The organism is Frondihabitans sp. PhB161 (genome assembly GCF_003814635.1).
Lineage (GTDB): Bacteria > Actinomycetota > Actinomycetes > Actinomycetales > Microbacteriaceae > Frondihabitans.
Genome location: NZ_RKQW01000002.1, coordinates 601989 through 627332, shown reverse-complemented (window position 1 = coordinate 627332; position 25344 = coordinate 601989). Strand labels below are relative to the sequence as shown.

28 protein-coding genes are annotated in these 25344 nt (G+C 66.2%); 12 read left to right on the top strand and 16 right to left on the bottom strand.

Features of this window, described 5'->3' with window-relative positions:
- Window positions 1-252 precede the first annotated feature (252 nt).
- The 5 genes from EDF39_RS11675 to EDF39_RS11650 all read right to left on the bottom strand — a co-directional run bounded on the left by EDF39_RS11675 (window position 253) and on the right by EDF39_RS11650 (window position 4295).
- Window positions 253-1239, bottom strand: a complete 987-nt coding sequence (locus tag EDF39_RS11675; RefSeq protein WP_123943248.1) for a hypothetical protein — start codon at window positions 1237-1239, stop codon at window positions 253-255.
- Window positions 1240-1531: 292 nt separating this feature from the next.
- Window positions 1532-1951 (bottom strand): hypothetical protein, encoded by a 420-nt coding sequence (locus tag EDF39_RS11670; RefSeq protein ID WP_123943246.1) that lies wholly within the window; start codon window positions 1949-1951, stop codon window positions 1532-1534.
- A 191-nt stretch (window positions 1952-2142) separates the two neighbouring features.
- A complete protein-coding gene (locus EDF39_RS11665; RefSeq protein ID WP_123943244.1) occupies window positions 2143-2724 on the bottom strand; it encodes a hypothetical protein in 582 nt (193 codons plus the stop codon).
- A gap of 92 nt (window positions 2725-2816) precedes the next feature.
- Entirely contained in the window at window positions 2817-3023 is a 207-nt protein-coding gene (locus EDF39_RS11660) for a hypothetical protein (RefSeq protein WP_123943242.1), read from the bottom strand.
- 1041 nt (window positions 3024-4064) lie between these two features.
- Window positions 4065-4295: a cold-shock protein gene (locus EDF39_RS11650; RefSeq protein WP_123943238.1), complete on the bottom strand. Its 231-nt coding sequence runs from the start codon at window positions 4293-4295 to the stop codon at window positions 4065-4067.
- A gap of 62 nt (window positions 4296-4357) precedes the next feature.
- Between EDF39_RS11650 and EDF39_RS11645 the strand changes: the two genes are divergently transcribed.
- A complete protein-coding gene (locus EDF39_RS11645; protein WP_123943236.1) occupies window positions 4358-4660 on the top strand; it encodes a hypothetical protein in 303 nt (100 codons plus the stop codon).
- Between the two features lie 309 nt (window positions 4661-4969).
- Here EDF39_RS11645 and EDF39_RS11640 read toward each other — a convergent pair whose 3' ends face one another.
- The 4 genes from EDF39_RS11640 to EDF39_RS11630 all read right to left on the bottom strand — a co-directional run bounded on the left by EDF39_RS11640 (window position 4970) and on the right by EDF39_RS11630 (window position 8343).
- Complete coding sequence (locus tag EDF39_RS11640) at window positions 4970-5317, bottom strand: hypothetical protein (RefSeq protein WP_123943234.1); 348 nt, start codon at window positions 5315-5317, stop codon at window positions 4970-4972.
- 90 nt (window positions 5318-5407) lie between these two features.
- Window positions 5408-5539, bottom strand: coding sequence for a hypothetical protein (locus EDF39_RS17795; RefSeq protein ID WP_255410120.1), 132 nt, complete (start codon window positions 5537-5539; stop codon window positions 5408-5410).
- A 307-nt stretch (window positions 5540-5846) separates the two neighbouring features.
- Entirely contained in the window at window positions 5847-6866 is a 1020-nt protein-coding gene (locus EDF39_RS11635; RefSeq protein WP_123943232.1) for an alpha/beta hydrolase, read from the bottom strand.
- Window positions 6859-8343, bottom strand: coding sequence for an MFS transporter (locus EDF39_RS11630; protein WP_123943230.1), 1485 nt, complete (start codon window positions 8341-8343; stop codon window positions 6859-6861). The genes EDF39_RS11635 and EDF39_RS11630 overlap by 8 nt, the downstream gene beginning before the upstream one ends.
- A gap of 365 nt (window positions 8344-8708) precedes the next feature.
- Between EDF39_RS11630 and EDF39_RS11625 the strand changes: the two genes are divergently transcribed.
- Window positions 8709-9701, top strand: a complete 993-nt coding sequence (locus tag EDF39_RS11625) for a hypothetical protein (protein ID WP_123943228.1) — start codon at window positions 8709-8711, stop codon at window positions 9699-9701.
- A 464-nt stretch (window positions 9702-10165) separates the two neighbouring features.
- On the opposite strand, the gene EDF39_RS11620 is transcribed toward EDF39_RS11625, so the two are convergent.
- On the bottom strand, window positions 10166-10618 hold the full coding sequence (locus EDF39_RS11620; RefSeq protein ID WP_123943226.1) for an Hsp20/alpha crystallin family protein: 453 nt from the start codon (window positions 10616-10618) through the stop codon (window positions 10166-10168).
- A gap of 212 nt (window positions 10619-10830) precedes the next feature.
- Here EDF39_RS11620 and EDF39_RS11615 point away from each other — a divergent pair, with 212 nt between their 5' ends.
- The gene (locus tag EDF39_RS11615; protein WP_233573058.1) at window positions 10831-11325 is read left to right on the top strand and encodes a hypothetical protein; all 495 of its coding nucleotides are present in this window, start codon (window positions 10831-10833) and stop codon (window positions 11323-11325) included.
- Here EDF39_RS11615 and EDF39_RS11610 read toward each other — a convergent pair.
- Entirely contained in the window at window positions 11322-11924 is a 603-nt protein-coding gene (locus tag EDF39_RS11610; RefSeq protein WP_158613225.1) for a histidine phosphatase family protein, read from the bottom strand. The genes EDF39_RS11615 and EDF39_RS11610 overlap by 4 nt on opposite strands.
- A 109-nt stretch (window positions 11925-12033) precedes the next feature.
- Between EDF39_RS11610 and EDF39_RS11605 the strand changes: the two genes are divergently transcribed.
- From EDF39_RS11605 to EDF39_RS11590, 4 genes are read left to right on the top strand one after another with little or no spacing between them, the layout of a single operon-like run.
- The gene (locus EDF39_RS11605; protein ID WP_123943222.1) at window positions 12034-12492 is read left to right on the top strand and encodes a hypothetical protein; all 459 of its coding nucleotides are present in this window, start codon (window positions 12034-12036) and stop codon (window positions 12490-12492) included.
- Complete coding sequence (locus EDF39_RS11600; protein WP_158613224.1) at window positions 12489-13085, top strand: class I SAM-dependent methyltransferase; 597 nt, start codon at window positions 12489-12491, stop codon at window positions 13083-13085. The genes EDF39_RS11605 and EDF39_RS11600 overlap by 4 nt, the downstream gene beginning before the upstream one ends.
- A complete protein-coding gene (locus EDF39_RS11595) occupies window positions 13082-14089 on the top strand; it encodes an acyl-CoA/acyl-ACP dehydrogenase (RefSeq protein ID WP_055963662.1) in 1008 nt (335 codons plus the stop codon). Before EDF39_RS11600 ends, EDF39_RS11595 begins: the two co-directional genes overlap by 4 nt.
- Window positions 14083-14826: a PIG-L deacetylase family protein gene (locus EDF39_RS11590; protein WP_158613223.1), complete on the top strand. Its 744-nt coding sequence runs from the start codon at window positions 14083-14085 to the stop codon at window positions 14824-14826. Before EDF39_RS11595 ends, EDF39_RS11590 begins: the two co-directional genes overlap by 7 nt.
- Before the next feature lie 5 nt (window positions 14827-14831).
- On the opposite strand, the gene EDF39_RS11585 is transcribed toward EDF39_RS11590, so the two are convergent.
- From EDF39_RS11585 to EDF39_RS11565, 5 genes are all read right to left on the bottom strand, one after another.
- A complete protein-coding gene (locus tag EDF39_RS11585) occupies window positions 14832-15287 on the bottom strand; it encodes an SRPBCC family protein (RefSeq protein WP_123943216.1) in 456 nt (151 codons plus the stop codon).
- 106 nt (window positions 15288-15393) lie between these two features.
- A complete protein-coding gene (locus EDF39_RS11580) occupies window positions 15394-16101 on the bottom strand; it encodes a glycosyltransferase family 2 protein (protein ID WP_233573059.1) in 708 nt (235 codons plus the stop codon).
- 179 nt (window positions 16102-16280) lie between these two features.
- On the bottom strand, window positions 16281-16607 hold the full coding sequence (locus EDF39_RS11575) for a biopolymer transporter Tol (RefSeq protein ID WP_123943214.1): 327 nt from the start codon (window positions 16605-16607) through the stop codon (window positions 16281-16283).
- A gap of 183 nt (window positions 16608-16790) precedes the next feature.
- Window positions 16791-18608, bottom strand: a complete 1818-nt coding sequence (locus tag EDF39_RS11570; protein WP_123943212.1) for a hypothetical protein — start codon at window positions 18606-18608, stop codon at window positions 16791-16793.
- 125 nt (window positions 18609-18733) lie between these two features.
- On the bottom strand, window positions 18734-20983 hold the full coding sequence (locus tag EDF39_RS11565; RefSeq protein WP_123943210.1) for an NADP-dependent isocitrate dehydrogenase: 2250 nt from the start codon (window positions 20981-20983) through the stop codon (window positions 18734-18736).
- A gap of 298 nt (window positions 20984-21281) precedes the next feature.
- Between EDF39_RS11565 and EDF39_RS11560 the strand changes: the two genes are divergently transcribed.
- Genes EDF39_RS11560 through EDF39_RS11540 form a run of 5 tightly spaced genes read left to right on the top strand, consistent with a single transcriptional unit; the run spans window position 21282 to window position 25264 of the window.
- Entirely contained in the window at window positions 21282-22121 is an 840-nt protein-coding gene (locus tag EDF39_RS11560) for a hypothetical protein (protein ID WP_123943208.1), read from the top strand.
- A gap of 31 nt (window positions 22122-22152) precedes the next feature.
- Entirely contained in the window at window positions 22153-22950 is a 798-nt protein-coding gene (locus tag EDF39_RS11555) for a phosphatase PAP2 family protein (RefSeq protein WP_123943206.1), read from the top strand.
- Window positions 22947-23570: a DedA family protein gene (locus EDF39_RS11550; RefSeq protein ID WP_123943204.1), complete on the top strand. Its 624-nt coding sequence runs from the start codon at window positions 22947-22949 to the stop codon at window positions 23568-23570. Before EDF39_RS11555 ends, EDF39_RS11550 begins: the two co-directional genes overlap by 4 nt.
- Before the next feature lie 9 nt (window positions 23571-23579).
- The gene (locus EDF39_RS11545) at window positions 23580-24251 is read left to right on the top strand and encodes a response regulator transcription factor (protein ID WP_123943202.1); all 672 of its coding nucleotides are present in this window, start codon (window positions 23580-23582) and stop codon (window positions 24249-24251) included.
- A complete protein-coding gene (locus EDF39_RS11540; protein WP_123943200.1) occupies window positions 24248-25264 on the top strand; it encodes a sensor histidine kinase KdpD in 1017 nt (338 codons plus the stop codon). The genes EDF39_RS11545 and EDF39_RS11540 overlap by 4 nt, the downstream gene beginning before the upstream one ends.
- Window positions 25265-25344: the final 80 nt, after the last annotated feature.

Genomic DNA, 25344 nt, shown 5'->3' with positions numbered 1-25344 from the left:
CTGATGACTGCACTGTGCCCCCACGCGCTCCGCAACTGATTTCGACACCCTATCGCCGAGGCTCGCCTTATACGACCTAAGCTCCGAGCCGTGTTCCACGACTCTGCTGACTGACGGCCAGCGGGTGACACCGGTCTGGCCCTCGGGACAGGAGGGTGTCGACTACAGCCAGCGAGAAAGGTGATGCCACTGGATACCTAATGCCTTGCGGCGTCAATGGTTCGCGGCATCGGGGCTGAGATCCCTCGCTTCTCACGCCTCCGGCGCGAACCCGAACCGGTTGATCAACTGGCCTGCGATCAGCACACCGAGTGCGTGGGAGACGTCATCGATGAGTCGCACCACGACGTCGGGCATGTTGCCGCCGATCCCGGTGACGGGTGCCGACCGGTCAATGTTCTCGAGTCCCGTCGGCGCCTTCGCGAGGCCCGCGGCCTCAAGAGGACGCCACACCCGCTCGAGGCCGGCGACGTCGCCCGACTCGATGCGGTTTGCGAATACGTCGCTGAACACAGCCTGTAGAAGGCTGTCGAGCCACCCGCCCCACTCGGCGCGCTTGCTCTCGGAGGCGAGCATTGAGGTGATGTCGCGGTTCACGTCGAGTTGCACCGCGGTGCTGGCCGAGACTGCGTCGTACAGTTCTGTCCATTCGGGCGAGCTTTCGAGCATGGCGAGCTCTTCCGGCCAGGTGATTGGTGCTGCGAGGGCGGCGATGATGAGGGACGAGTCGAGCGCCTCGTGGGGCGCGACGACCGGCGCGTCGCCCTCACCCGCGAGGGCGGCGAGCCAGTTGGGGAGAAATTCAGGCGAGCGCGGGTATCGGCGGAGGTCTTCGCGCCAGTCGTCGTCCGTCGGCATAGCGGTGGAGGGGTCGTCCAGCGGCGCGAACAGGCCGGCGCTTCTTCCGCCATAGGGTCGAACGTCGTAGTTGAAGTCGAAATGGTATTTGCCTGCGGCCTCGAGCGTGATCTCGGCCGACAGCCAGGTGCCTTTCGTGCCGTCCACCATGGACGCTCGGACAGCAGTCCAGGCCTCGAAGACGGCCCATCCTCCCCTGATGGATCCGAACGAGGAATCCGGTCGGATGAATTTCGCGTGTCCGATATTGGTTGCTCCGCCTTCAACGAAGGTGGCGACTACTGTGACCCAGTCGCTCTCGGGGACGGCCCGGAAGAGCGTGAGCGCGAGCTCGCGCTGGGCATCCGCGGATCTCTGGACTTCCTCGACGGTGGGGCTCATTGCCTCGCTGCTCTTTTTATCGGCTGGACGCCTACCAGAATGGCACTCCTGTCCAGGTAGGACTATAGCCAGGCCCCACACACCAGGTTGTCGCTTCTTCTCCCTGTGTTTGCTCGGCATCCTTTTGCCCTTTGGTAGTTAGTCGACCACCGGTGGATTTGCTGTTCGCCCCTTGAGCTTTGTGGTCCTAACGGGAGTTACCTATCTCCAGTTCTTGGCTGAACGAGCCCTGCATCGGTGGAAAAAGAGAAACCGATTCGAGTGGGTGTTTCTCGGCCCAACCAGGCGGCGGCTACGACTGGAAGATGAACTCGACCAACCCGAGCACCTTCACGCAGACGCCGGGTAGCACGGCGACGCAGCTAATGACGGTCGCGGCGACCGGCAGCACGTCCGGTCGCGGCCGCCGTAGCGACAGGAAGCCGCACACCATCCCGGCGACCATCGCTGGCAGCGTCAACGTCTCGAGGGCAGCAGCGGTGAGATGCACCCTCGTCTGCGCGTCGGTTGGGTGCACGTAACCGGGGTAGGGACCGAACGGTGCCTCCTGGTAACCGACATGCCCTTCGAACCAGCGTGCGAAGACTATGCCGGCTAACCATGCGGCAGGTAGTCCGATGGCGATGAGTGCGAGGATCCAGGACTGGGCGGCGGTGCGCTGCGTCGTCCGCTCTCTGTAGAGCTCGCCGGTGTCGTCCCATCCCGTTGTCACAATTCGACGCTACGGGGAGGTTGGACGGTGTCGCATCGGCCCAAAGAGGTCAATGGATCGGCCGGAGGGTGGATCTGGCGAAGGGGGCTGCTGTCGATTTAGACGTCTCCTTGACGTGCGCAGAACGGAACCCTCCCCAAACTTAAGCTGGTCATGCCGCGAAGCCGAGCACTGACTATTACCAGCGTGCGTCAGCGTGGAGCGATCTCGTGCAGCTCGAGCGTCCGCGAGCCAAGTGGCTCCGCGAGGTGCACTGTCGCCGTGCCGGTGAGGCCGACGCCAGCGCACGCCGTTCCGAGCGGAAGGTCCTTGCGGGTGTCGTCCCACACGTCGATGAGCACCGAGTCGGGGGTCTCGAGGCGGAACACATCGGTCTCGCGGTCGGGCACACCGCAGTTGCCGTACCCCCAAGTGATGAGGAGGTCGCGGGAGGCCGGGTGGAGCGTGCCGGTGCTCCAGCGCACGGGAACCAGGTCGACGGGGATCCTGCCCTTCTTCTGCACGACAGTGATGTCCCTGTTGGTGCGAGAGGTCCCGATCACCCCCGCGTCGGTGGCGGGGCGGGCGAGCACCTGCTTCGCCCCGGAGGGCAGGTCCGGCACGAGCCGCGCCTGGTACTCGGTGCACTGCGCGAATCCGAACAAGATGCCGATCACCGCCACCAAGACGACCAGGATCCGCGCCCACGACGGCCATCTCTCGCGCTTCGGGGGCGTCTTCCCAACACCCGTGTCCCCGTCCTGAAAAGCGGAAGGGCGCTGCAGATTCGACATAGTCTCAGCTCCTCGGGTGGGTGAGATGACGGTACTGGATTCCTTCGGCACCCTCCAGTTACAAGACGATTCGGGTGCGCGAGAGGGAACCACTAGCGTGCAGGTCGTCTCGTGGATCGGTACCAGAAGAGAGCTGCTACGACCATTTCGATCAGGCCGATGCCGATCATCAATGGAGGCACGATGGACTTCGACGGGGGAAACGCTGTGAGCATGAGGATGCCGAAGAGGATTACGTACGCAAGGCCGCCGAAGAAGTAGATTCGCGCTTGACGACGTCGGGCGCTGTCTATGGCCATGGGCTAAGGCTCTCTAGAATCACAACGAAGGTCAAGACACGGCGACCACGGAGCGTCAATTCGCCGTCGCCCGAATTATGCCGGACGCCCTAGAGCGCGGAGGGGAACCTTGAGCGTGCGCCGCGGACTTCGCGTGAAAGCACCTGCCGGGGTGTTGCGTCAGCCACATTGTTTCCCTAAGGGTCACTGTCCCAAGGCCCAGTGCGTGCCCTCGCGCAGAATCTGCCTAGGCAGGATTCGTCGCCGCCGCCTTAGCGACCGGAAAGCCCGCTTTCACGCTTGGCTGTTGGGCAGGCCCGACGAGGGGCATCTTCGAGAGGTAGCGATTGCATTTCGCATCTGACAGAATCGCCCGGTTGGCGAAGAGGGGGAAGTGTGCGTATTCATTTTCTGGCGGGGCTGTCGGTTGCTGGGATGGTCGCGGTCGGCGTAACGGCGTGCGCTTCAGCCACGCCGTCCGCCGCACCGACCGTGACGGTACAGACCCCCGCGCCCACCTCGACGACCCTTCCCGGTGATTCAGACACGAGCGCCCCTTCAGCTGGCCCGGCTGATGGACCGCTGGCCTACTCGGACAACAAACGCCACCACAACCGCACCACACTCCCGGCCCTCGCCGAGGCCAGCACGAACAAAGCCCGCGATGCAGCTCACGGCGATCTCACGAGACTCACCCATCCGGCCACCGAAAAAGACGTCCGCACTGTCCTCGCGTCAGTTGGTGCCCCAGATCCGTGGATCGCCGTTTATCCGGGCGATGGCCTCGTGAAGTTCGAGGCGGAAGTCAACGAAAGCGGCTGCCTCGTGGGATCAGTTGATTCAGCAGGCACGGTGGTTGTCGACACGGCCGGCTTCGTTCTTGACGGAGGCTGCCACGCTCTCGATGGACACTAGGTAAATCACGCCGATCCTCCACTACGCCGCAGCAAAACGACAAAGTCTTTCTAGGCGCGCAATTTGGACGTCCACCGCCCAGCGAGAACAGCGTTCGCAGAGGAACCGCTACCGTTCATCCGCCCGCCGCGGCCTTGGGTCTGCGCGTCATCGGCCAATGACGCGAACTTCTTCGGCTCGAAACACGCATCCATCTTGACCCCGCGGGTAGTCCTCGAGGAGAAACTCGACCTTTTGGCCCGGCTGCAGGGCGTGATATCCCTCCATGTCCAGGTCGGAGAAGAGGGCGAACACGTCGGAAGGAGCCGAGTCCGATCGCAGGGTGCCCCATCCTTCGTCTTCGCTCCACGAAATGACGACGCCCGTTACCCTCTGCATGGAGCGAGGCTACTTGACGCACTCAATTGGAACCGTTTCCGTGCACGAATAGGTTGACTTACATGACAACATCCCCCCGCCGCGTCATTCGGGTGTTTCCCAGCGCCGCACGTCGCTGGCCACTCTGGGAAACAGGAACCGATGCGTACACCACGACACCTCGTGACTACGGCTTATCCCCAGAACTGACGAAGCGAATGCGGGAATGGTTCGACGCCTGGGAGATTGGTTTTGACTACAACCTTGACCGTCCGCAGTGGCGCCCTGGCCACGAAGCGCCTTGGTTAGTTGAAGGAGCAATTGTTGTTGAGAAGCTGCGGGAGGAAGTGCGCGAGTTTGCGGACGTGGAGTGGTCTCACGATTGATTGAAGATTCACTCGAAGAACGACTAACGATCGTCGGGGCTCCGTTTGGAGCGACTACGGGAAACAGCCCGCGCCACGGATGACGCAGCTGTAACCAGGATGGCGACATCCCATATCTTTTGCGCGTGCTCGATCCGCGCGACAGACATCACGATGGCCGTAATAATCAGGGCTAAAGACAGTCCGATTGCAACGACAAGCCACCACGGCATATCCCGCCAGCCAGTCGTTGGCGTGCGTTGTGACTCTCTCATTTGGAGAACATACCTCGACTCAGACCGAACGTGGTGAGCCCTGGAGGTCGAACATCTAGCGTTCGCTTGCGGCCAGGAGTTCCTTATAGAGCCGTCGAAGATCTTTGGCGCCTTGGCCGTAGTCGATGACTGTTGTAGTAACGGTCGGTCGCCAACTTGCTTCAACCTCGGCCCAGCCACCCTGTACGGGTGCGAAGCTGAGCTCGATCACCCCAGCCCACACTCGCCAGGTAAATCCCACGGTCAGCGTGGCTCCGTCTGCGCGGGCGGCCTTGAGCTTGAAGCGCCTTGATGTGCGGATCACCTCGGAGATCAACGCGGGCAGTGACTCTCGAGTCGTTTTAATAGAGAAGGTGGCCGAGCTTCGCGCCCCCGAACGTGACACCATCAAATCGTTTTCCATGCCATCACTCTCCTCCGGAATCGCCACGATCAGATGACCGTCGAGACCTCTCTCGGTTAGGAACTCTCAGCGTGCCTGGAACGCTCCGTTTCAGGTCGGATCGCGGGGGTTCTTCGCCGATCCGAACATCGCGAAGCCGAGGGCTCCAACGATGGCGGCAACAAGGCCGACAGCGGAGATAGCTATGCCGGCAGCCACAAGACCGGTAGTCCATGAACCCATGGAAACTGCCAGATGGCCTAGCAGTGCAATGACCAGACCGCCAACCACGAGGCCGATTCCAGCGGACAGCGCAACGGCCCGAATTGGGATGTTCCTCGACATAACTTGAGCCAACCACAGGCTCTAACTTGACGCTAGGACAAAGTCCGCGGGAGGGACGACCACCGCTCGCTCCTCGTCGGGCAGTCAAGTGGGATGCCTGCGGGCATGGAGATGCACGTTTACCCCGTACGGTGCCGATGCACGGTGACCGGGGGATAACTGCAACCGATCATTTCGTCTTGAAGCCCCGGGGTTCCGGCACACTTCAGCTAGGAGACACCTGGGGCGCGCGACTTGAAACCTCTGCGACCGGCGCGGGTGGTCCGAGGGTTCGTCGTGTCCAGTCGCGCAGGGCGGCGGTCGCGGTTATCGAGATAACGGCCTGGGGCATCATGCTGGTGAATCCGTGGAAGGCGCCCGGCCAGACGTGCAGTTCGGCGTCGACTCCTGCGGCCCAGAGGGCACTGGCGTAGGCGACGGTTTCGTCGCGGAACACCTCGGTGCTGCCGCAGTCGATGTAGGTCCTTGGCAGGCTAGAGAGGTTTTCGGCGCGGGCGGGTGCGGCGTAGATGGAGACGTCGTCGGTGGCGCGGCGGGCGCCGAGGTAGGCGTCCCAGCCGAAGCGAGTCATCTGCCGGTCAGCAACTCCGACCCCGTCGATCTGGATCGTGGACACCGTGTTGTCGCGGTCGTCGAGCATCGGTGAGACGAGGATCTGCGCCAACAAGTCCGGCCCTTTCCGGTCACGTGCGAGGAGTGCTGTGCCGGTGGCGAGCCCGCCGCCCGCGCTTTGGCCGGCGATGACAATCCGATCGGGGTCGATGCCGAGCTCGTCGGCGTGGGCTGCGACCCAGACGAGACCGGCGTAGCAGTCCTCGACGGGGTAGGGGTCGGGGTATTCGGGGGCGAGGCGGTAGTCGATACTCAGAAGGACGACGTCGTGGTCGAGGAGCCAGTCGTCATAGGAGTCGAGGTTGCCGAGGTAGTGACCGAACATCATCCCGCCGCCATGGATCGAGTAGACGGCGGCCGTGGCGCCGGTGCGGCCGATTCTCTGGATGACGGCCAGCTCGATGGGGTCGCCCAAATGCCCGGGCACGGTGACGCTTCGGCGTTCGTAACCACGGTCGCGGAGCTTCTCGTCGAGCTCTGCTTCCGTCGTGTCGAGCTGGCGCATCCGGGGCAGCATCTCGGTCGAAAGCGTGAATGGTCCTCGAGCTTCGAGGGCGGTGAGGAAGGTCTGCAGTTCCGGGTCAAACGTGGGGCGAATGGTGGGGTCAGACATGAGTGGGCTCCGTGGTGGTGGTGGTGGTGGTGGACGGGCTGGTGGCGTGGCGGGCACGGACGATGCCGAGCGCGACGAGGGCTACGGCGATGGCGGTGATCGTCAGGCCGGCGATGGTGAGGGCGGTCTCGAACGAGTCGACTCGCGTCGGCGTCCAGGACCCGCTGGTGATGCTGCCTGCCACGAGGGCGGCGAGGATGGTGCCGGTGGCGGTGATCCCGACGGCGGTCGCGATCTCGCTGGCGGTGTCGACGAGGGCGGCGCCGATCGAGGTGCGGTTCTCTGGCAGGCCCCGAAGGACGTTGTTGCCGGCGACGACACCGACGACTCGCATGCCGGCTGCGACGAGGACTAGCGCGAGGGCGACCCAGACGTAGCCGAATCGGGCGAGGGTCGCGAACACGGCAAGGCCGGCGACCACTGAGGCGGCGCTCATCCACGCGGCACGGCCAAGACCTGCCCGGGTGACGAAGGGGCCCACGAACCGTCCGCTTGCAAGGAGGACGACGACCTGGGGCAGGGTGCCGACGGCGGCGAGAGCCGGCGACCACCCCCACGCGAGCTGCAGCTGCAGAGTGACCAGATACGACAGGCCCGCCATGGCAAGACCCGCCGCGGCTTTGTAGGCCAGACCGCTGGAGACCAAGGGCGTGGCGATGAGGTGCAGGTCGAGGAGCGGAAAGCGGGCCGACCGCTCCCGGATCACGAAAGCGGCGATCGAGAGGGCAGTGACGGCAACTGACCCCCACGACAAACCCGTACCAGCGTGGGTGACGAAGAGCGTGGGTGTGACGAGGATCCCGAGGACGGTCACGCTGCCGAGGACGGCGCCGAGGACGTCGATCGGATCACGGTGCAGGTCGGCTTTCTGATCGGTGCTGACACCGACACGGATTCCGACGAAGGCGAGGGCGGCGATGGGAGCGGTGGCCAGCAGGAGCACCTGCCAGGGGGCGACCGCGAGCACGAACCCGCCGACAGTCGGTGCGATGGCCAGACCGACGAGCCCGGCAGTGGAGATCACGGTCAATGCCCGGATCCGGAGATCCTCCCTTGTGAAGAGGCGGAAAGCCAGGGCCATCGTTCCGGGGGTCGTCATCGCCGCGGCGACTCCCATGAGGGCTCGGACGACGATGAGCTGTTCCATCGACGTGACGAACACGGTCAGGACGCTTGCGATGGCAAGGAGGGCGAGACCGGTGAGCATGACTCGGCGCCTGCCGGAGCGATCGGCCACGGCCCCGAACAGGAGCATGAGGCCACCGAATGCAACCGAGTACGCCCCCGATACCCACTGGAGTGCTGCGGTTGCCGCGCCGAGGTCGCGGCCGATTGTGGGCAGGGCGACGTTCAGGATCGAGTTGTCGAGCATCTCGAACAGGAAAACGGCCGACAGTCCGGCGAGGGCGATCCACGCGTCGCGGAGCCGCTCCGGTGGGGCGGTAACACGGGGAGAGGAACTTGTTTGCACGGACATAGGCGCACTCCTTCGAGGAAGAAGTGGCGACTCCCATGAGACGCGTGCGCATTTCCGCCGACCGAAGCCGAACGGGATTTTTCCCTCTGCTCGGAATGTAGCGCATGGGCGGCGTCACCGCCAGCTCCGCTGGTCCGGGGCCAAAAGTGAGCGAGGCAGGGAACGGCCGGTTGTGGTCGTCACCCGGCGGGCGTTAGGGCTGAAGAGAGGCGCCGTGCTTCGGGAGTCGGCGACTCGGATCCTTATGTGATGTGACCAGGCAGCGCAGCGGGCCGAAAGCGCGAGCGACTCGACCGGCCCTTGGCGCGGCGACGGCCACTCTGCCAAGCTGAGCGAAAGTCACCGCCTACCCCGAAAGTCGGCTCATGCGCATCGCCGCGTTCATTCTCACCATCGTGTTGGCCACTGGGATCCTGATGGGGGGAGTGGTGCTTCTTGTTCTTCAGGGGAACTCCGAGAATCCAGCATGGATCTTCGCGCAGACACTGGCCATGATTCCGTTCGTCTACGGACCTCTGACCATCGGCTCGTTTCGCGCGTACTGGGACGTCGCCGGGTCGGAGGAGTCTCGACGGTATTTCCGCCGCGTTGTGTCGATTGTCATCGGCCTCGAGGGCGTCGCCGCTGTGATCACTGTCGTGTGTGCTGTGGCAACCTCGAGCGCTCCGCTCATCCCGATCGTTTTCATCGGCACCGGTGCCATTTTGACGGCGGTGGCACTGCTGGTCGGGCCGGTCGCCTACCGCTACGACCGGGCTCACCCGAGGCCGCAGCAGGAGTGGGTGGCGATTGAGCCGACCGAGATCCGGCGGAAGATCGTGACCGTGGCGGTCACGTTCGTCGGAGTGCTTGCTCTTGGCCTCGTCGGCCTTGGCGTGCTGAGCGCGGTGGTCCCGCGCAGTTTGAGCCTGCTGCAGGTTCTGATCTTCGCGCTGTCTTTTGCCTGCATCGCCGGCGGCGGTGTCGCGCTCTTCTCCACCCTCCCGTGGAACCGACGGTTGCGCGATGTCACTGATCGGGATCCCGCTCGACTCCGACGCATCGCGAAAGTCGTCGTCCGTAAGAAGCCGGGGGAGTTGGATCCTCAGGACATGACCGCTGCGGCCCGATACGCAGCCGTGATCTCGATCACAATGTCGTTCCAGCTGGCCTACCTCGTGCTGCTCTACGCAGGAATCGTGTTGCAGCAGGTCAATACGTTGCAAGAAGGTATAGGCGACAGCTTCTCGATCATCCTCATCGTGATTCTCGTGGCGGTGCTGGTCGTCATCCTTCCGCTGCAGGTGGTCCGCATTCGGCGAGCCCGTCGATACGTCACAGAGCACGCAGCAGGCCTGAACGAGTCTGCGGTCGTCTAACCGGGCGACCTCTCCAGCTTCGTCAGACAGGGATGCGCGCGACGGCGTCGTTGTGCGTGAGCTGTCTCCTCCTCAGTCGCAAAGGCCGAGGCGGGAACTGGCAAAGGCCGGTTCCCGCCCCGGGAGGAGCTAGTCGTGTGTCGGCCGCCTCGGAGGTGAGCGGGCCCAAGGCGTCGAGGTTGTCGGACGTGAGATGCGGCGCCATGACGTCGTCGAGCAACCGGGCGTGGCCGCGGGTTTTGCACGGGCTGGAGTCAGTGGCGGTGCTGCCCGAGTGATGGTCACGCGGGTTGCGTCGTCGAGGACGGCGTCGACGAGTATCTGTTCCGCTTCGCGGATGACGTCGTCGATGTCATCCCGGGTGGGAGTGTCGAGAGCTGCGACCCGAAGCATGGTGGCCTCCTCGCCGGTGCGTAGTGAGAGGGTGGGGTGAGGGCCCTCATGGAGGGCCCCCACCCTCGCCGTCAGCTGTTGAGTGAGTGCTGTTCCGAACCCTGACCCGAGCTGAGCTCGGAGGCCTGGCCGGTGGTGACTTCGATCTTGCGAGGCTTGGCCTTCTCGCTGACCGGGATCACCAGCGACAGAACGCCGTTGTCGTAGTGCGCCGTGATCTTGGTCGAGTCGATGCCCTCGCCGACCGAGAACTGGCGTAGGTACGAGCCATGCGGACGTTCCTGGCTGAGCCACTTCACGCCGTCGCGGGTGTCGGCCGTCCGGTTGGCGCGGATGATCAGCAGTTGACCATCGACGTCGATATCGACCGACCCGGGGTCGATACCGGGCATGTCTGCGTTCAAGACGTACCGATCGCCATCGCGATACAGGTCGACGGGCATGAACTTGGGCCCCTGCCGGGTTCCGAGAAGACCGGCGGTGAGACGGTCGATCTCGGTGAAAGGATCAAAAGACATAGCCATGAAGAGTCCCCTTTCTTGGGTGCTGCGTGTGGAGTTGGTGGTGCCGAACCCTCCCGGATTCAGACACCAAAAATATAAAACCGTGGCCGGGGTCGTAGCTCAAAAAATGCTCAAAAGTGCCTTCGCGCTCGCAGCAAACGGAGTCGTTTTTGCGACAGGTGGTGCCGCTATTGTGGGCGTCGTTTGCAACCCCAGCTACTCCGATCGGAGACATGATGGTCGACCAGGTCAACCCACCCGCGCAGCATCAGATCGAGGTGCCGTTGGGCACGCCCGTGCTCGCACAAGCGCTGCGGTACACGGCAATGTACGGGCGGAAGCCGTTCCCGGAGGCGCTCCTGGTGTACCTCGACAACGGCGCCTACAAGATCCTCTCGCTCGGCGAAGAGCACTTCGGCAGCTATGTCTCGGCGACCGACCTGTCGACCGAACCGCGGCACGTCGCCTTCCTGTCGTGGCCATCCGCCGACTGGGGCCGCAACGTCGCTTCACACACCCTGACCTTCGAGAAAGACACGGGCGCGTTCGTGCAGTCGCTGGTCTTGCCGGGCGACCCAGTGCCCCGGGCGCAACACGGTTATGCCGCGGTGGTAGACACCCCGTCGGCCGAGCTGATGGACGCGTCGTGGGAGGAGCTCCGGGCAGCCTACGCACCGGTGTTCGACGCCCTCAGGGAGCGTGCCGACCGCACTACCGGAAGCGACTAGTCGACGGGCGCGCCATCCCACGACACGGCTCGCCAGCCCTCGGCGGGGGAGCCGTGGAGCTCCACGACGCCGGTGTTCTGCACACCGTGGGTGCGACTGAATTCGGCATCGAGGTTCGTGGCCGTCGAGGAGGCCCAGACGCAGATCGCGGCCTCGTGCGAGACCACGACGGCGACCTCGTTCGATGCGTTCGCAACCGCGTCGATGGCAGCACTGAAGCGGGCCATGAACTCGGTGCCGCTCTCGCCCCCGGGGATGCGGGCGTCGGGGTCGTGCCACCAGCGCTGCATCGTGCCCGCGTAGCCGGAGAAGGCCTCGGCGTAGGGGAGCCCCTCGAGGTCGCCGGCATCGATCTCGTGCAATCCGTCGATCTCGTGGTGTGCCAGACCCCGGGCGGCGGCCACCTCGGCGGCTGTCTGCGACGCCCGCAGCGCCCGCGAAGAGTGCACGACGGCGACCTCGTCGGCGGCGAGACGATCGGCGAGGGCGCGAGCCTGCTCGAGGCCGGTCGGCGAAAGGGCCGGCCCGGGCAGGTGCGAGCCGATGGTGCGAGCGACGTTGTCAGCGGTCTCGCCGTGGCGGATGAGGAGGAGTCGCATCGGATCCTTCGGGTCGGGGTGGCCTTCATCGTGGCATGCGGTGGCTGGGGCCGGTCTGTGCCCGTCCACGGTGGGCGACACCCCGGGAGGGAGGGCCATACTTCGACGTATGAGCGCCAGTGAAGACAGCCCACGACAAGGATCCGACGGACCCGACGCAGCACACCGCCGACCGGCCGGTCTCGACGACGCGACGGTGGCGGCCCTCGGCAAGATGTCTGAGGCCCTTGAGGTCGTGGAGCACGCCCGCGGCTACCTCTACGGATTCCATCGACTCACCGGCAAGGCCGACCTCGCGCTGGGGGAGGCCGTGGAGATGCTCCGCCAGGCCGGCCAGGAGTCGATTGCCGACGAGATCGAGAACGAGCTCGTCGGGCGCAACGTGATCCACGGCCGATGGACGTTCCAGGTGGTCGAGGATTACGACGACAACTACTACGCCGCGTTCAAGGCCGCCGAGTCGAAGGCACGTGACGAATTGGCCGGCGGCAAGCGCCACCTCTTCGAAGCGGAGATGAAAGAGGATCGCCGCAGCCACGGCCGGGCGCACCACGAAGCGAAGCCGTGAGCGCCGAGTCACACGGCGCCCTGCGATCGCACTTCGAAGCGACGCACCTGCGTGCAACCGACCCGTGGTCGGTCGAGACGAGCTGGTACGAGATTCGCAAGCGTGCCGTGCTGCTCGCCGCCCTGCCCCGGGAGCGATACGGCGCGGTGCTCGAGATCGGCTGCTCCACCGGGGTGCTGACCGAGGAGCTCGCGGGCCGGAGCGATCGGATCCTCGCCGTCGACCTGGCCGAGAGTGCCGTGCAGACGGCTCGCGAGCGACTCGCCGGTCTGGCTCACGTGCGGGTCGCGCAGGGCGATGTGTCGGACGGGCTGCCGGCCGGTCAGTGGGATCTCGTCGTGGTGTCGGAGGTCGCCTACTACCTCGACGGCGACGTCTGGCGTCACCTTGTTGGCACGATCGCGTCGCAGCTCACCGAGGGCGGCACGGTGGTGGCGTGCCATTGGCGGCACCCGGCGTCCGACTTCCGGCAATCCGGTGACGCCGTCCATCAGGCGCTCACGCAGCACCCCGAGTTCACGCCGGTTGTGCACCACGAAGAGCCCGATTTCGTGCTCGACGTCGTGACTCTCACCAGAAAGGCGACGACATGAAACGAGTTGCTCTCTCCGAAGCACCCGTGGGTCGCATCACCCAGGCGGTCCTGGATGCGAACCCCCAGACAGTGAACGACGCGCTCGACCTCGGCGTCGCCCTGAATCCGCTCCGCCCCTTCGTCGGTCAGGGCGCGACACTCGATGTGTGGGAGGCGCTGGCGACTCTCGCCTCGCATGATCTCGCTCTCGCGCGCGCGATCGAGCCGCACATCGACGCTCAGACCATCCTCGATCAGGAGGCGTCGAGCCATGTGCGCGGCGGCACCTGGGGAGTGTTCGCGTCGGAGGGTTCCGGTCATCGCGTCGAAGCTCGCGAAAGCGACACCGGCTGGCGTCTCACCGGCGTGAAGCAGTGGTGTTCGCTCGGGGGATCGCTCTCGGACGCCCTCGTGACGGCCTGGGTGAGCGAGAGTGAGCGGCGACTGTTCCGCGTCAAGCTGTCGGAGCACGGTGTGCGGGTGTCGTCGGCCGAGTGGCACTCTCGAGGTCTCGAAGAGATCCCGAGCAACGCCGTCGAATTCGACGAAAGCCCGGCGACTCCCGTGGGCGCGACCGGCTGGTACCTCGATCGCCCCGGGTTCGCCTGGGGCGGCATCAGCGTCGCCGCGTGCTGGCTGGGCGGCGCGACCGGGCTCGGCCGCTCTCTGCTCGAGGCGACTCGACGACCGGGTGGTCGAGGCGATGACATCACGCTCATGCATCTCGGCGTGGTCGACGCCCGCCTGGCCGAATCCCGTCGGGCCTTCGCGGCAGCCGCCGCCGTGCTCGATTCCGGCGACGAGGCGGTCGTGCTCGGCAAGCGCCTCCGCTCCACCGTCGCCCGAGCCGCGGAGGGCGCGATGTTCCACGTCGGGCACGCCCTCGGACCGGAACCCCTCGTGCGTGACGAATCCCACGCGAAGCGGGTGGCCGACCTCACCGTCTACATTCGCCAGCACCACGGAGAGCGCGACGACGCCTCCCTCGGTCGAAGCGTGCGCGACTCCGACATCGAGTGGTGAGCTTCGACGCCGCCGACCCCGGCACGGCGGCACGGGAATGGGACGCGGATCCGAGGTGGCAGCGCCTGCCCCGACTCCGCCTCGACGGAATCGATCACGTGATCGTCTTCGCCGCCCACCCGGATGACGAGACCCTCGGTGCCGGTGGGCTCCTGGCCTCTGCCCGATCGGCCGGAATCCCGGTTACCTTCGTCGTCGTCACCGACGGCTCCGGCGCCGGTGTCGTTACTCCGGGCGAGACGCTCGCCGCGGTTCGCACCGCGGAAGCGGAGGCGGCAGCCCGTGACCTCGGCATCGACGACGTCCGGTTTCTCGGAGTGACCGACGGTGCCATTCGCGAGAACCGTGACCTTGTCGCCCGGGCGACCGGTGGGATCCTGAGCGAATTTCCGCGCGCCCTCGTGGTCGCACCGTGGCAGGGCGACGGGCACCGCGACCACCGTGTTCTGGGCGAGATCACCCTCGAGGTGTGTCGGCGCGAGCAACGGCAGCTGTGGGCGTACCCGATCTGGCTGTGGCACTGGGGCAACCCCGAACACGCGAATACCCCGTGGTCGACGATGGCCACGCTGCCGCTGACCGGCGACCACGTAGCCGCCAAAGCTCGTGCGCTAGGCGAATACCGCTCGCAGGTACACGGCTCTGCCCCCGTTCTTCACGAGAGGTTCCTCGGGCACTTTCAGCGCCCGGAGGAGGTCTTCGTCGTGGAGAACGAGGGCAGAGTAGCGGTCGGCTAGACCGTTCAGGCCTTGACGTCGCCTCGCCAGGCGCCGTCCGGCTTGCCCTGCGACTCGATGTACTCCTTGAAGTTCTTCAGGTCTTTCTTGATCGCGTGGTTGTCGGCGCCGAGCGTCGAGCCGACCTTCTCGAGGAAGCCGGTGGGCTCCCAGTCGATCTGCACGGTCAGGCGGGTCTCGGAGTCGCTGAGCTTGTGGAACGTGATGACGCCGGCGTGGTCGACCTCGCCGCCGGTGGAGTTCCAGGCGACGCGCTCGTCGGGGTGCTGCTCGGTGATCTCGGCCTCGAACTGCTTCTCGACGGGACCGACCTTGACGTTCCAGACGGTTAGGGTCTCGGTGACCTGGTCGATCGACTCGACCTCGTCGAGGAACTTCGGAAATTCTTCGAACTGGGTCCACTGGTTGTAGGCGACGGACACGGGAACGTTGACGTCGATGGTTCCAATTGCTTGTGCCATGGAGATCTCCTGGTTTGTGATCGGTGTGACGTGGACGGTAGCTCGATGGCGGAACGGAGGCTCGGTCACGCGGCTATTCGAGGCCACTTGACAGGTCGAGACCCGGTCAGAACGACGGAGCCACGCAAGCCGGCACGAGGTTCTCGGCAAGGTATCGGGCGTAGCCACCCGGAGTGCGACCCACCTGTCGGCCGGAGGTCATCACGTCGCAATCATCCGATGCGGCGAGCGTGACGCCCTGCGCTCGCAGCCTCGTGACCAGGTCGTTGTCTTCGTGCTCGTCGTGGTGGAGAAAGCCACCGGCCTCGAGATACGCCGATGCACGAACCCCGATGTTGGCCCCGTGAACGTGCCCGTTGGGCTTCCCGGGAACGCGCTTCGCTTTCCACGCGGCGATCTGGGCCTCGGTGAGATCGGCGAAGTCGGGCGTGACCGTGCCGAGCATCACGTCGACTCCGGCGTCGGCGAGCCGGAGTTGCTCGACAAACCAGTTCCGCGGAACGACCGAGTCGGCGTCGGTATTGCCGATCCAGACACCGAGACCGAGAGGGCCGACATCAGCATGGCCACGGAGGGCAGCCAGACAGTGGTCGATGCCCTCCGCCCGGGCCGCACCCACCGTGCCGCCCGTGCTCGAAAGGACTTCGATGCCGGAGAACGACGTAGCGATCGCCACTGTATCGTCGCTGCAGCTGTCGGCCACCACGACGATTCGCAGAGCGATGTCGGGGCGGGCGGCGTGCAGAGCTCTCGCAGCCGCGTTGAGACCCTCGAGGCAGGCGCCGATGAGGCCCTCCTCATTGTGAGCCGGCACCACAGCACACATAGCCGTTATCGACGACACTCGTCACTCCCCACCCGTCTTGCGACGCGGTCAATCCCTGCTGCACCGGACGTGCACGAACTTGGAACTGTAGGCGCTCGCGGCGCTTCGCGCGGGCCTCCTCTGCCACGGTCGCCCGCGCGTGGCGGGCCCGTGGCCGAGCATGAGGCTCAGCCGTCGAGTGCATCCAGGTCGTGGAGGGCCTGCTCGGCCTGGACCAGACGGTCGGCCACTGGCCGCTCCCACCAGTAGTCGCCCCGCTCGCCGAGACCGTGCTTGGCGAGACCCACCCGCTTCCGTGCGGCCGTCACCGCCGACTCGTCGCAAGCGCGCTTCGCCGAACCCACTCCAGAGCGACCGCGGCCGAGGTGCGACCTCAAGGCGGACGCGACGTCGTCGGGCAGGCTCGGGTCGGTTCGCCGCCACCGTCGGCCGTTGATGACGAGCCAGCGCTCGTCATCTTCTGCGGCCTGCTTGCCCGTGTTCGACTCGGTCATGGCGGGCACGGTACACGCCTGGCCACGGCGAGGTCGCCACGGTGGCCAGGGCTCACAAACCGACCTCTGTCGCCGGGTCGGGCAGGACAGCACGACAGCGAGTGATCGGCAGCGGTGAGATTACCGGATCCTAGGATCCGACCTCACCAGGCCACCGAACACCCGCCCTTTGGCGTTGCGCGACTACTTCTTCGTCGTGACCTTCTTGGCCGCGCTTGTCACCGAGGCGGTGCTGTAGCCGGGGCTTGACGCCTTGACGCTGACGGTCAGGCTCGTGCCGACGTCACCCTTCGACGCGGTGTGCGTCTTCTTGGTGGCGCCGGAAATCGGCTTGCCATCGCGCAACCAGCGGTAGGTGAGCGTGGCTGACTTCGGCTTGAGGCCTGATGTGACGGCGGTCAGCTTCGAGCCGACGACGGTCTTGCCCGAGATGACGGGCTTCAGCGCGAAGGTGCCGGGGAGGGCGGCAGCGGTCGAGGCGCTGGTCTGGGTGGCTGTGACGAAGGCCGGGCCGGATCCTGAGACCTTGACGGTCAGGGTGCGACGGAGCTCGGCGGGCGCGACCGTGTGGTACTGCTTGGTCGCCCCGGCAATGGCCTTGCCGTCGACCGACCACTGGTACGAGAGCTTGGCGGTGGCGGTCCAGTCGCCGGGGACAGCGGTCAGCTTCTTGCCGACCTTCGGGGTTCCGGCGACGGTGGGGACGGTCGACTCGATCGGGGTGCCGGCCTTGGCGTTCTTGTCGTAGATGTAGGTGTTGAATCCGTCGAAGTCGTACGACGTGTAGAACAGCTTCGAGTCGAACTCCTTGAACAAGCCGATCGGAGCAATGGTCCCGCCGATCGGGCCCTCGTTGGTCGTCGTGGTGCCGTCGAAGCTGTACAGCGTGGGGCGCTGGCCCTTCGTCTGGTTGGTGAACTCGAGGTCGCCGTCGTAGACACCCACGGCAGGCAGGGCCGTGGCCGTCTTGAACGACACACCGGTGGTGACCGGGGTCGGTTCGCCGGTGCCGTCGAAGCGGTAGACGGCTACGGTCTCGGTCTTCGGCGAGACTCCGCCGAAGTAGTAGGCGCCCTTCCACTCGGCGCCCGAGAAGGTGTACGGCGCTGAGCTGACCCGAGTGAGGGCGGTCGGGTCGACGCGGTAGAGCGCGGTGGCGCTCGAGGTCTGGCTCATCACGACGAAGTACTGAGTGTTGCCGATCGAGACCGGGGAGGTCAGATATTTCTTCGTCGTGATCGGGGTGGAGAAGGTCGTTCCGTCGTAGCGGGTGATGGCCGAAGTCTGGGTGAAGTAGTCGTCATCGTAATTGTCGTAGTCGGTGGTGTCTTCGACGATGGTCAGCGTCGACCCGGCCGAGGCCAGCGTGACGTCGTGGGAGAACGTCTTCACCGCGGCGTAGTTCGTGCCGTCGAAGCTGGTGAGCGTGACAGTGGCCTTGCCGCTGCGGGAGTACGTGCTGACCGTGAAGTAGAGCAGGTTTCCGACGACGACGACCTGCTCGTCGATGTCGGTGGGAGCGCCGGCGACCGTCTTCCAGCCGAACGATGTCCAGTGCTGAAGGCGTGTCTCGTCGGATTCCCAGTCATAGCTGACGCCATAGAGCTCGTCGCCGAGAACGGCCTGCGCGTACGCACCACCGGCGTTCGCGTTCGGGTCGACCTTCGCGGCCGGGATCGCGCCGGCGGGAGCCGGGCGCACCGCGTCGGTGGTTGCGCTGCGCTGGAGCGACGACGACGGAAGCGTCGAGGATCCGGCAGCGGTCCCGTTCAACGCCTGGGCGACGGCCGCTCGGCTGGCGGGCGTTCCGAAGTCGGTGTTGTGCAGCGCGTCGAGGGCGCGGCTCGACGCGGTCGCGCTCTGGGCCGGAGCCGCTGCCGGAGCTGCTGCAACCGGCGCCGCGGCGTTCGCGGGTGCGATGCCGCCGAGCGCGAGCCCGACGGTGCCGGCGAGAGCGGCGGTGATCGTGAGCGCGCGGCGGCGCAGACGTGGTGCGGACATGGTGTTCCCCCGTGTTGTCAGGCGCAGCCGATGTGATCTCGGCCGCTTTTTCTGAATCCTAGGGGAGACGGCGAACGGGAAAGGGGTGGTTTAACCCCCAGTCCGGGCGAACGGCCTCTCGGCGTTCAGGCTCGCGTGCTGACCGGTGCCCCGAGCTGGTGAGTGCCGAAGCTGTCGACGATCTCGTTCAAGAGGGACGACGGCCGCATCACGTCGGCGAGAACCGCGTCGGAGAGCAGGTAGTGGCCGGCGAGATCCTGCTCGTGGCCTTGCGCCCCGGTGAGGTCCCCCTCGATAGCGGCCTCGTGGGAGGAGAGCTGCTCTGCGAGCGGGGTAAACACGGCCTTGAGGTCGGGGCTGGTGGTTTGGCGGCTCAGTTCTTGGGCCCAGTAGAGGGCGAGGGAGAAGTGGCTGCCACGGTTGTCGATGGTGCCGACGTCGTCGGCGGGGCTCTTGTTCTCGTCGAGGAGCGTCGCGGTGGCGCGGTCGAGGGTGTCGGCGAGAGCCCGGATTCCGGCGTCGCCGGTCGTGGTGGCGAGGTGGTCGAAGCTGGCCGCGAGAGCGAGATATTCGCCGAGGCTGTCCCACCGGAAGTGGTTCTCGTCGCGGAGCTGGTCGAGGAGCCGCGGGGCGGTTCCGCCGGCTCCGGTTTCGAAGAGGCCACCGCCGGCGAGGAGGGGAACGACCGACAGCATCTTGGCGCTGGTGCCGAGCTCCATGATGGGGAAGAGGTCGGTGAGATAGTCGCGGAGCACGTTCCCGGTGACGGAAATCGTCCCTTCCCCCCGGCGGAATCGTTCCAGGGTGAAGGTCATCGCGTCGACGGGCGCCATGATCGTGATGTCGAGGCCGGTGGTGTCGTGCAGAGCCAGGTAGCTCGTGACGAGACGCGCGATGACGGTGTCGTGGGCGCGCGACGAGTCCAGCCAGAAGACGGCGGGGGCGTGGGTTGCTGTGGCGCGCTTGACGGCGAGTGCGACCCAGTCTCTGATGGCGTCGTCGCGGGTGCGGCACATCCGCCAGATGTCGCCTTGGGCGACGTCATGCTCGAGGAGGACCGTTCCGGCAGCGTCTCTGACGAGCACCCTCCCGGCGCGTGGGATTTCGAAGGTGGTGTCTTGGGAGCCGTATTCTTCGGCGGCACCGGCCATGAGGCCCACGTTCGGCACGGTGCCGAGAGTCGCGGGGTCGAAGGCGCCGTTGATGCGGCAGTCGTCGATGACGGTCTGGTAGAAAGCGGCGTAACTGGAGTCGGGGATGACGGCGAGGGTGTCGTGGCTGGATCCGTCCGGCCCTGTCATCTGACCCGACCAGCGGATCATGGCGGGCATGGAGGCGTCGACGATGACGTCGCTCGGCACATGCAGGTTCGTGATGCCACGGGCCACGTCGACCATGGCCAGCTTCGGCTCGGCGGCCAGAGCGTCGTCGAAGGCCGACCGGATGGTCGCACCGTCGGGAAGGTTTTCCAGCCGGGCGAACAGTGCGGCGAGGCCGTCATCGGGGTTGATACCGGCGGCTACCAGGGCATCGCCGTGCGCGTCGAAAACGGTGTGGAAGTACGCGCGGACGGCGTGACCGAAGAGGATCGGATCCGAGATCTTCATCATCGTGGCTTTGAGGTGCACCGAGAAGAGGAGGTCGTCCTCTCGCGCGCGGTCGAGCTGCTCGGCGAGGAACTCGCGAAGAGGCCCCACTCGCAGGACCGCCGCGTCGATGATGTCGTGAGCTCCAACCATCAGGGGCTCTCGCAGTGGTGCGTGGGTGCCGTCGTCGCCGACCAACTCGATGGTGACCGGGCCGTCGGCCGGGACGATGGTGGATCTTTCGGTGTCGCGGAAATCGTTGGCCGTCATGGTGGCGACGCGCGTCTTTGACTCCGGGCTCCAAGGACCCATGGGGTGGGGGTGCTTGTGGGCGTAGGCCTTCACGGAGGCCGGTGCGCGCCGGTCGGAGTTGCCCTGCCGGAGGACCGGATTCACGGCCGACCCCTTGAGGGCGTTGTACCGAGACCGAATTGTCTCGCTAGCCGGGTCGGAAGAAGCGGCCGGATAGTCGGGCACGGCGTAGCCGGCCTGCTGCAGCTCCGCGATCGCAGCCTGCAGCTGCGGCAGTGACGCAGACACGTTGGGGAGCTTGATGATGTTCGTCGTCGGGTCCGAGATCAGGGCCCGGAGCTCCTCGAGGGCGTCGGGCTGACGCTGCTCCGGGCGCAGGTGTTCCGGGAACTTCGCCAGGATCCTCGCCGCCAACGAGATGTCACGCGTCTCGACGTGCACGCCGGCCTTCTCCGCGTACGCCTGCACGATGGGGAGAAGAGCGGTAGTCGCGAGGCGGGGCGCTTCGTCGGTCAGCGTGTAGATGATTTCGTGCATGCGGAGGCGGATCTTTCAGTCTGGAGACGTGGACCCCATCGCATGCCGACCGCGCGAAGGCGGGAGGGTCGTGACTGACTGATCGTCGATTGCCGAGGAGCCGGGGGCTGTTCGTCGGTGAACACAGGTGATGAGTGAAGCCTACGGCGAGTCTCCGTGGTCCTTGTCGCGAGGCGGCCGCGGCGGGGGTTCTTGGACGATTCTTCGCGTCGCGAGAGTCGACTGCCTGAACGGTCTCCGATGGAGTGCTCCCGTCACCCCACGCCTACCACGCCGTCCACGATAGGAAGTCGACCCCATGACCAACGCCGCCCACTCTTTCCAGCCCGCTAGGCTCCCTCGCTCACCGCGGGAGCTGCTGAACAAGGTGCCCGAAGTCACCGCCGTCTTCTGGATCATCAAGGTGCTGGCCACCACGGTCGGCGAGACCTTCGCTGACTACCTCAACGTGACCCTCGGCTTCGGCCTCGCTCTGACCTCGATCTTCATGGCCGTTCTGCTCGTCATCGCCCTCATCGCGCAGTTCCGTCTGCAGCGCTACGTGCCAGCCGTCTACTGGCTCGCGATCGTGCTCATCAGCGTCGTCGGCACACTCATTACCGACAACCTCACCGACAACCTCGGCGTACCCCTTCCAGTGACGGCCGCCGTCTTCGCAGTGCTGCTGACGGGAACCTTTGTGGCCTGGTTCGCCGTCGAACGAACCCTCTCGATCCACTCCATCCGCTCCACCCGCCGGGAAGCGTTCTACTGGTTGACGGTGCTATTCACCTTCGCTCTCGGCACGGCGGCCGGCGACCTTCTCGCCGAGCGTCTCAATCTCGGCTACGTCCTGTCGCTCATCGTCTTCGCCGCCGCAATCGCTGTCGTCGCGTTCCTCTACTACGTCGTGAAGCTCAACGCCGTGGTCGCGTTCTGGATCGCGTATATCCTCACCCGTCCGCTCGGTGCCTCCACCGGTGACCTTCTGTCGCAGCCAAGCGCCGACGGCGGGCTCGGGCTCGGAACCACCGGTACGAGCGTTCTGTTCCTCGGCGTCATCCTGGTGCTCGTGACCGGCCTGTCGATTCAGGGGCGGATCCGCCGAGGCGCCCCCACCAGCACCGAGTCGGGTGCTGACCGCGCCGTTTCTTCATGAATTCTCAGAGGTCGGCCCGGAGGGTGAGTCCATGACCCACGCCGCGCCCCCGACGAGTCCCACCGTCTCGATGCTCTCAACGAATCCATCACTCGGCGCGTCCGGCGGACCTGCCCTCCTCCGGTGTCGGCCGGGTCTCGGCAACCGGAACGCATTCAGCGTCGCCGCCATCGTCATCGTCGTGGCATTCGGCCTGCTCGTCGCCAAGACGGGGCCGATGACTCGACTCGACCTGGCCGGCGTGCAGGCGCTCAACACGCTGCACATCGGCTTCGTCGGGGCGGTCGGCTCGGGGGTGTACGCCGCGTTCAGCCCGATCGAGGCGGTGAGCATCACCGTCGTGATCGTCGGCGTGATCGCCCTGGCGACCAGAGACCTCCGTCTCGCGGGCACCTTCGCCCTCACGGTCGCCGTCACCTGGATCTCGAGCGACGTCGTGAAGCTGATCGTGCAGCGCCCGCGGCCCGACGCGTGGGCCTTCGCGAACCACCTGGGCGTCGCCGAGGTCGACCCGTCGTATCCGAGCGGGCACATGGCGTTCATCGCCACCCTCGCCCTGACCTTCTACTTGCTGGCTGCGGGCAAGAGCTATCGGCCGGCCGTCGCGGCGGTCGGCATGGTGGCCGTCGCGGTGGTCGCGCTCAGCCTCGTGTCGGACGGCGTCCACTACCCGAGCGACGTCATCGCCTCGATCGCGTGGTCGCTCGCCGTGGCGCCCGGCGTCGTGGCCGCGTCGAATCGATTCCTCCTGCCGCTGACCTATCGATCCGCGACCCGTCGCGCCGCCCACCCCACCGACCGCACAGCAGCCCACCGGGAGAACGCATGATCTTCGACCCGCAGTCGTTCCTCACCTCGATGGGCCCGGCCGTCCTCGTCGGCCTCGGCCTGATGGTCTTCGTCGAGTCGGGGCTCCTCTTCCCGTTCCTTCCGGGCGACTCGCTGCTCTTCACGGCGGGGCTTCTCGCCTCGAGCGGCGTCATCCACGTGCCGGTCTGGTCGGTGATCCTGGTCGCCTTCGCCGCAGCGTCTCTCGGCGACCAGGTCGGCTACTGGCTCGGCCACCGCTTCGGGCGACGGCTCTTCCAGCCCGACGCCCGAGTGCTCAAGACCCGGTATCTCGGGGAGGCCGAGACGTTCTTCGCGAAGTACGGCGGCCCCGCCCTGATCCTCGGCCGCTTCGTGCCCGTCGTCCGCACCTACGTGCCGCTCGCGGCGGGGACGAGTCTCTACCCCTACCGCCAATTCCTGCTCTGGAACCTGACCGGCGCCTTCGCCTGGACCCTCGTCGTCAGTGTGCTCGGCGTCGTGCTCGGGCAGATCCCGTTCGTGCGGACCCACATCGACGTGCTCGCGATCCTCGTCGTGATCGTCTCCGTCCTGCCCATCGTGATCAGTGGGATCCTGCGCTACGTCCGCGGCCGGCGCGCCGCCGGTGCGGCCAGCTAGCCTGCAGTCATGACGCCATCGTCCGCTCGGCAGAGGTTGCTGCTCATCGAGGACGACCCCGCGCTCGGGCCGCTCATCGAGGAGGTGCTGGCCGAGGTCTACGACGTGGTGAGACACGTCGATGGCCGGGCGGGGCTCATTGCCGGCCTGGACGGCGACTTCGACGTGATGGTCGTCGACCGTCGCCTGCCCTCGCTCGACGGGCTCCAGATCGTCGAGGCCCTGCGCAAAGGGCGCATCACTTCGCCGGTGTTGATGCTGACCGCACTCGGCACGGTCGGCGATCGGGTGGACGGCCTCGACAGCGGGGCGAACGACTACCTGGTCAAACCGTTCGAGTTCGACGAGTTGCTCGCTCGACTGCGGGCACTGACTCGGTCGTTCTCGGGTGGGGCGTCGATGCTCCCGATCGGTGAGTGGTCGTTCTCTCCCGAGGACCGGGTGATGTCGTCGCCCTATGGGAGCCGGGTCGTTTTGACCGATCGCGAGTCGGAGCTGCTGCGCGTGCTGGCCCGCGAGCCGGAGCGCACCTTCTCACGAGAGCACCTGCTGCGCACCGTGTTCCCCGACGGCGAGCAGCTCGGCACGGTCGACACCTACGTGCACTACCTCCGCAAGAAGACCGAGCGCGACGTCGTGCTCACCGTCCGCAATCGCGGCTACCGACTGGGGGCACTGTGACTCGGTCACGACGACGAGGATCCGCGGCCACCCCCGATGCCGATTCGCGGGCGACCCGCCGCGCCTCGCTCTCGATCGGCCTGCAGATCATGCTGGCCTCGGCGATACTCGTGCTGGGCATCGTCGTGGTGGCCATCGTCTTCATCCTCCATCAGTCGCTGCCGCGCGAGCAGATCGACCGTGACGCGTCCGGCGTCGCCCGGGTCTACGTCGACACCTCGGACGTCTATCAGGGTCTCGTCGTGATCGGCATCGGCGCGGTGCTCTTCGCGGGCCTCGTGAGCTGGTTCATCGCCCGTCGGGCCGTCCGGCCGCTCGGTGACGCCCTGCGGTTGCAGCGGGAGTTCGTCGCCGACGCGAGCCACGAGCTGCGCACTCCGCTGTCGGTGCTCGACGCGCGCATCCAGGTGTTCGAGCGCCGACTCGCCAGTGCCAACCCGCCGAGCACCGGCGACGCGGCCGCGACGGTCGCCGAGCTCCGAGCCGACTCGCGCGCGCTCGTCGACATCGTCACCGACCTGCTGCTGGCGGCGGGCGGGGGTCAGGCTCGCCCCGACCCGGTCGTCGCCGGGCCGGTGATCGTCGAGGCCGTCGACTCGCTGCGGATCCTCGCCGCCGAACGGGGGGTGCGGCTCAGCGTCGACGTCGACGATCTCGCCCGCGTCCGCATCTCGGTGGCGGCCCTTCGGCGCTGCGTGGTCGCGCTCGTCGACAACGCCCTCGCGCACTCGCCGACCGGTTCGACGGTGTTGGTCGCGCTCGACCGGGCAGGCGGGTCGCTTCGGTTGGTCGTGGCCGATGAGGGCGCCGGAATCCAGGGCATCGCCCCGGAGCGCGTCTTTGATCGGTTCGCTCACTCCGGCGGCGCCGGTGTCGAGGGCGGGCGCCAGAGCTTCGGAATTGGATTGGCGCTGGTGCGGGAGATCGCGACGCGTCAGGGCGGCACGGTTCGAGTCGAACGCACGTCGGCCGCAGGTACGGCCATGGCCCTCGAGCTGCCGATCGCCGAGTGAGGTGCGGATCCTGGTCTCGATTCCTCGTCGATTCCTCGCCAATTCTTCGTCGATTCTGAGAGGGGCGGTCGCAGGCTTCG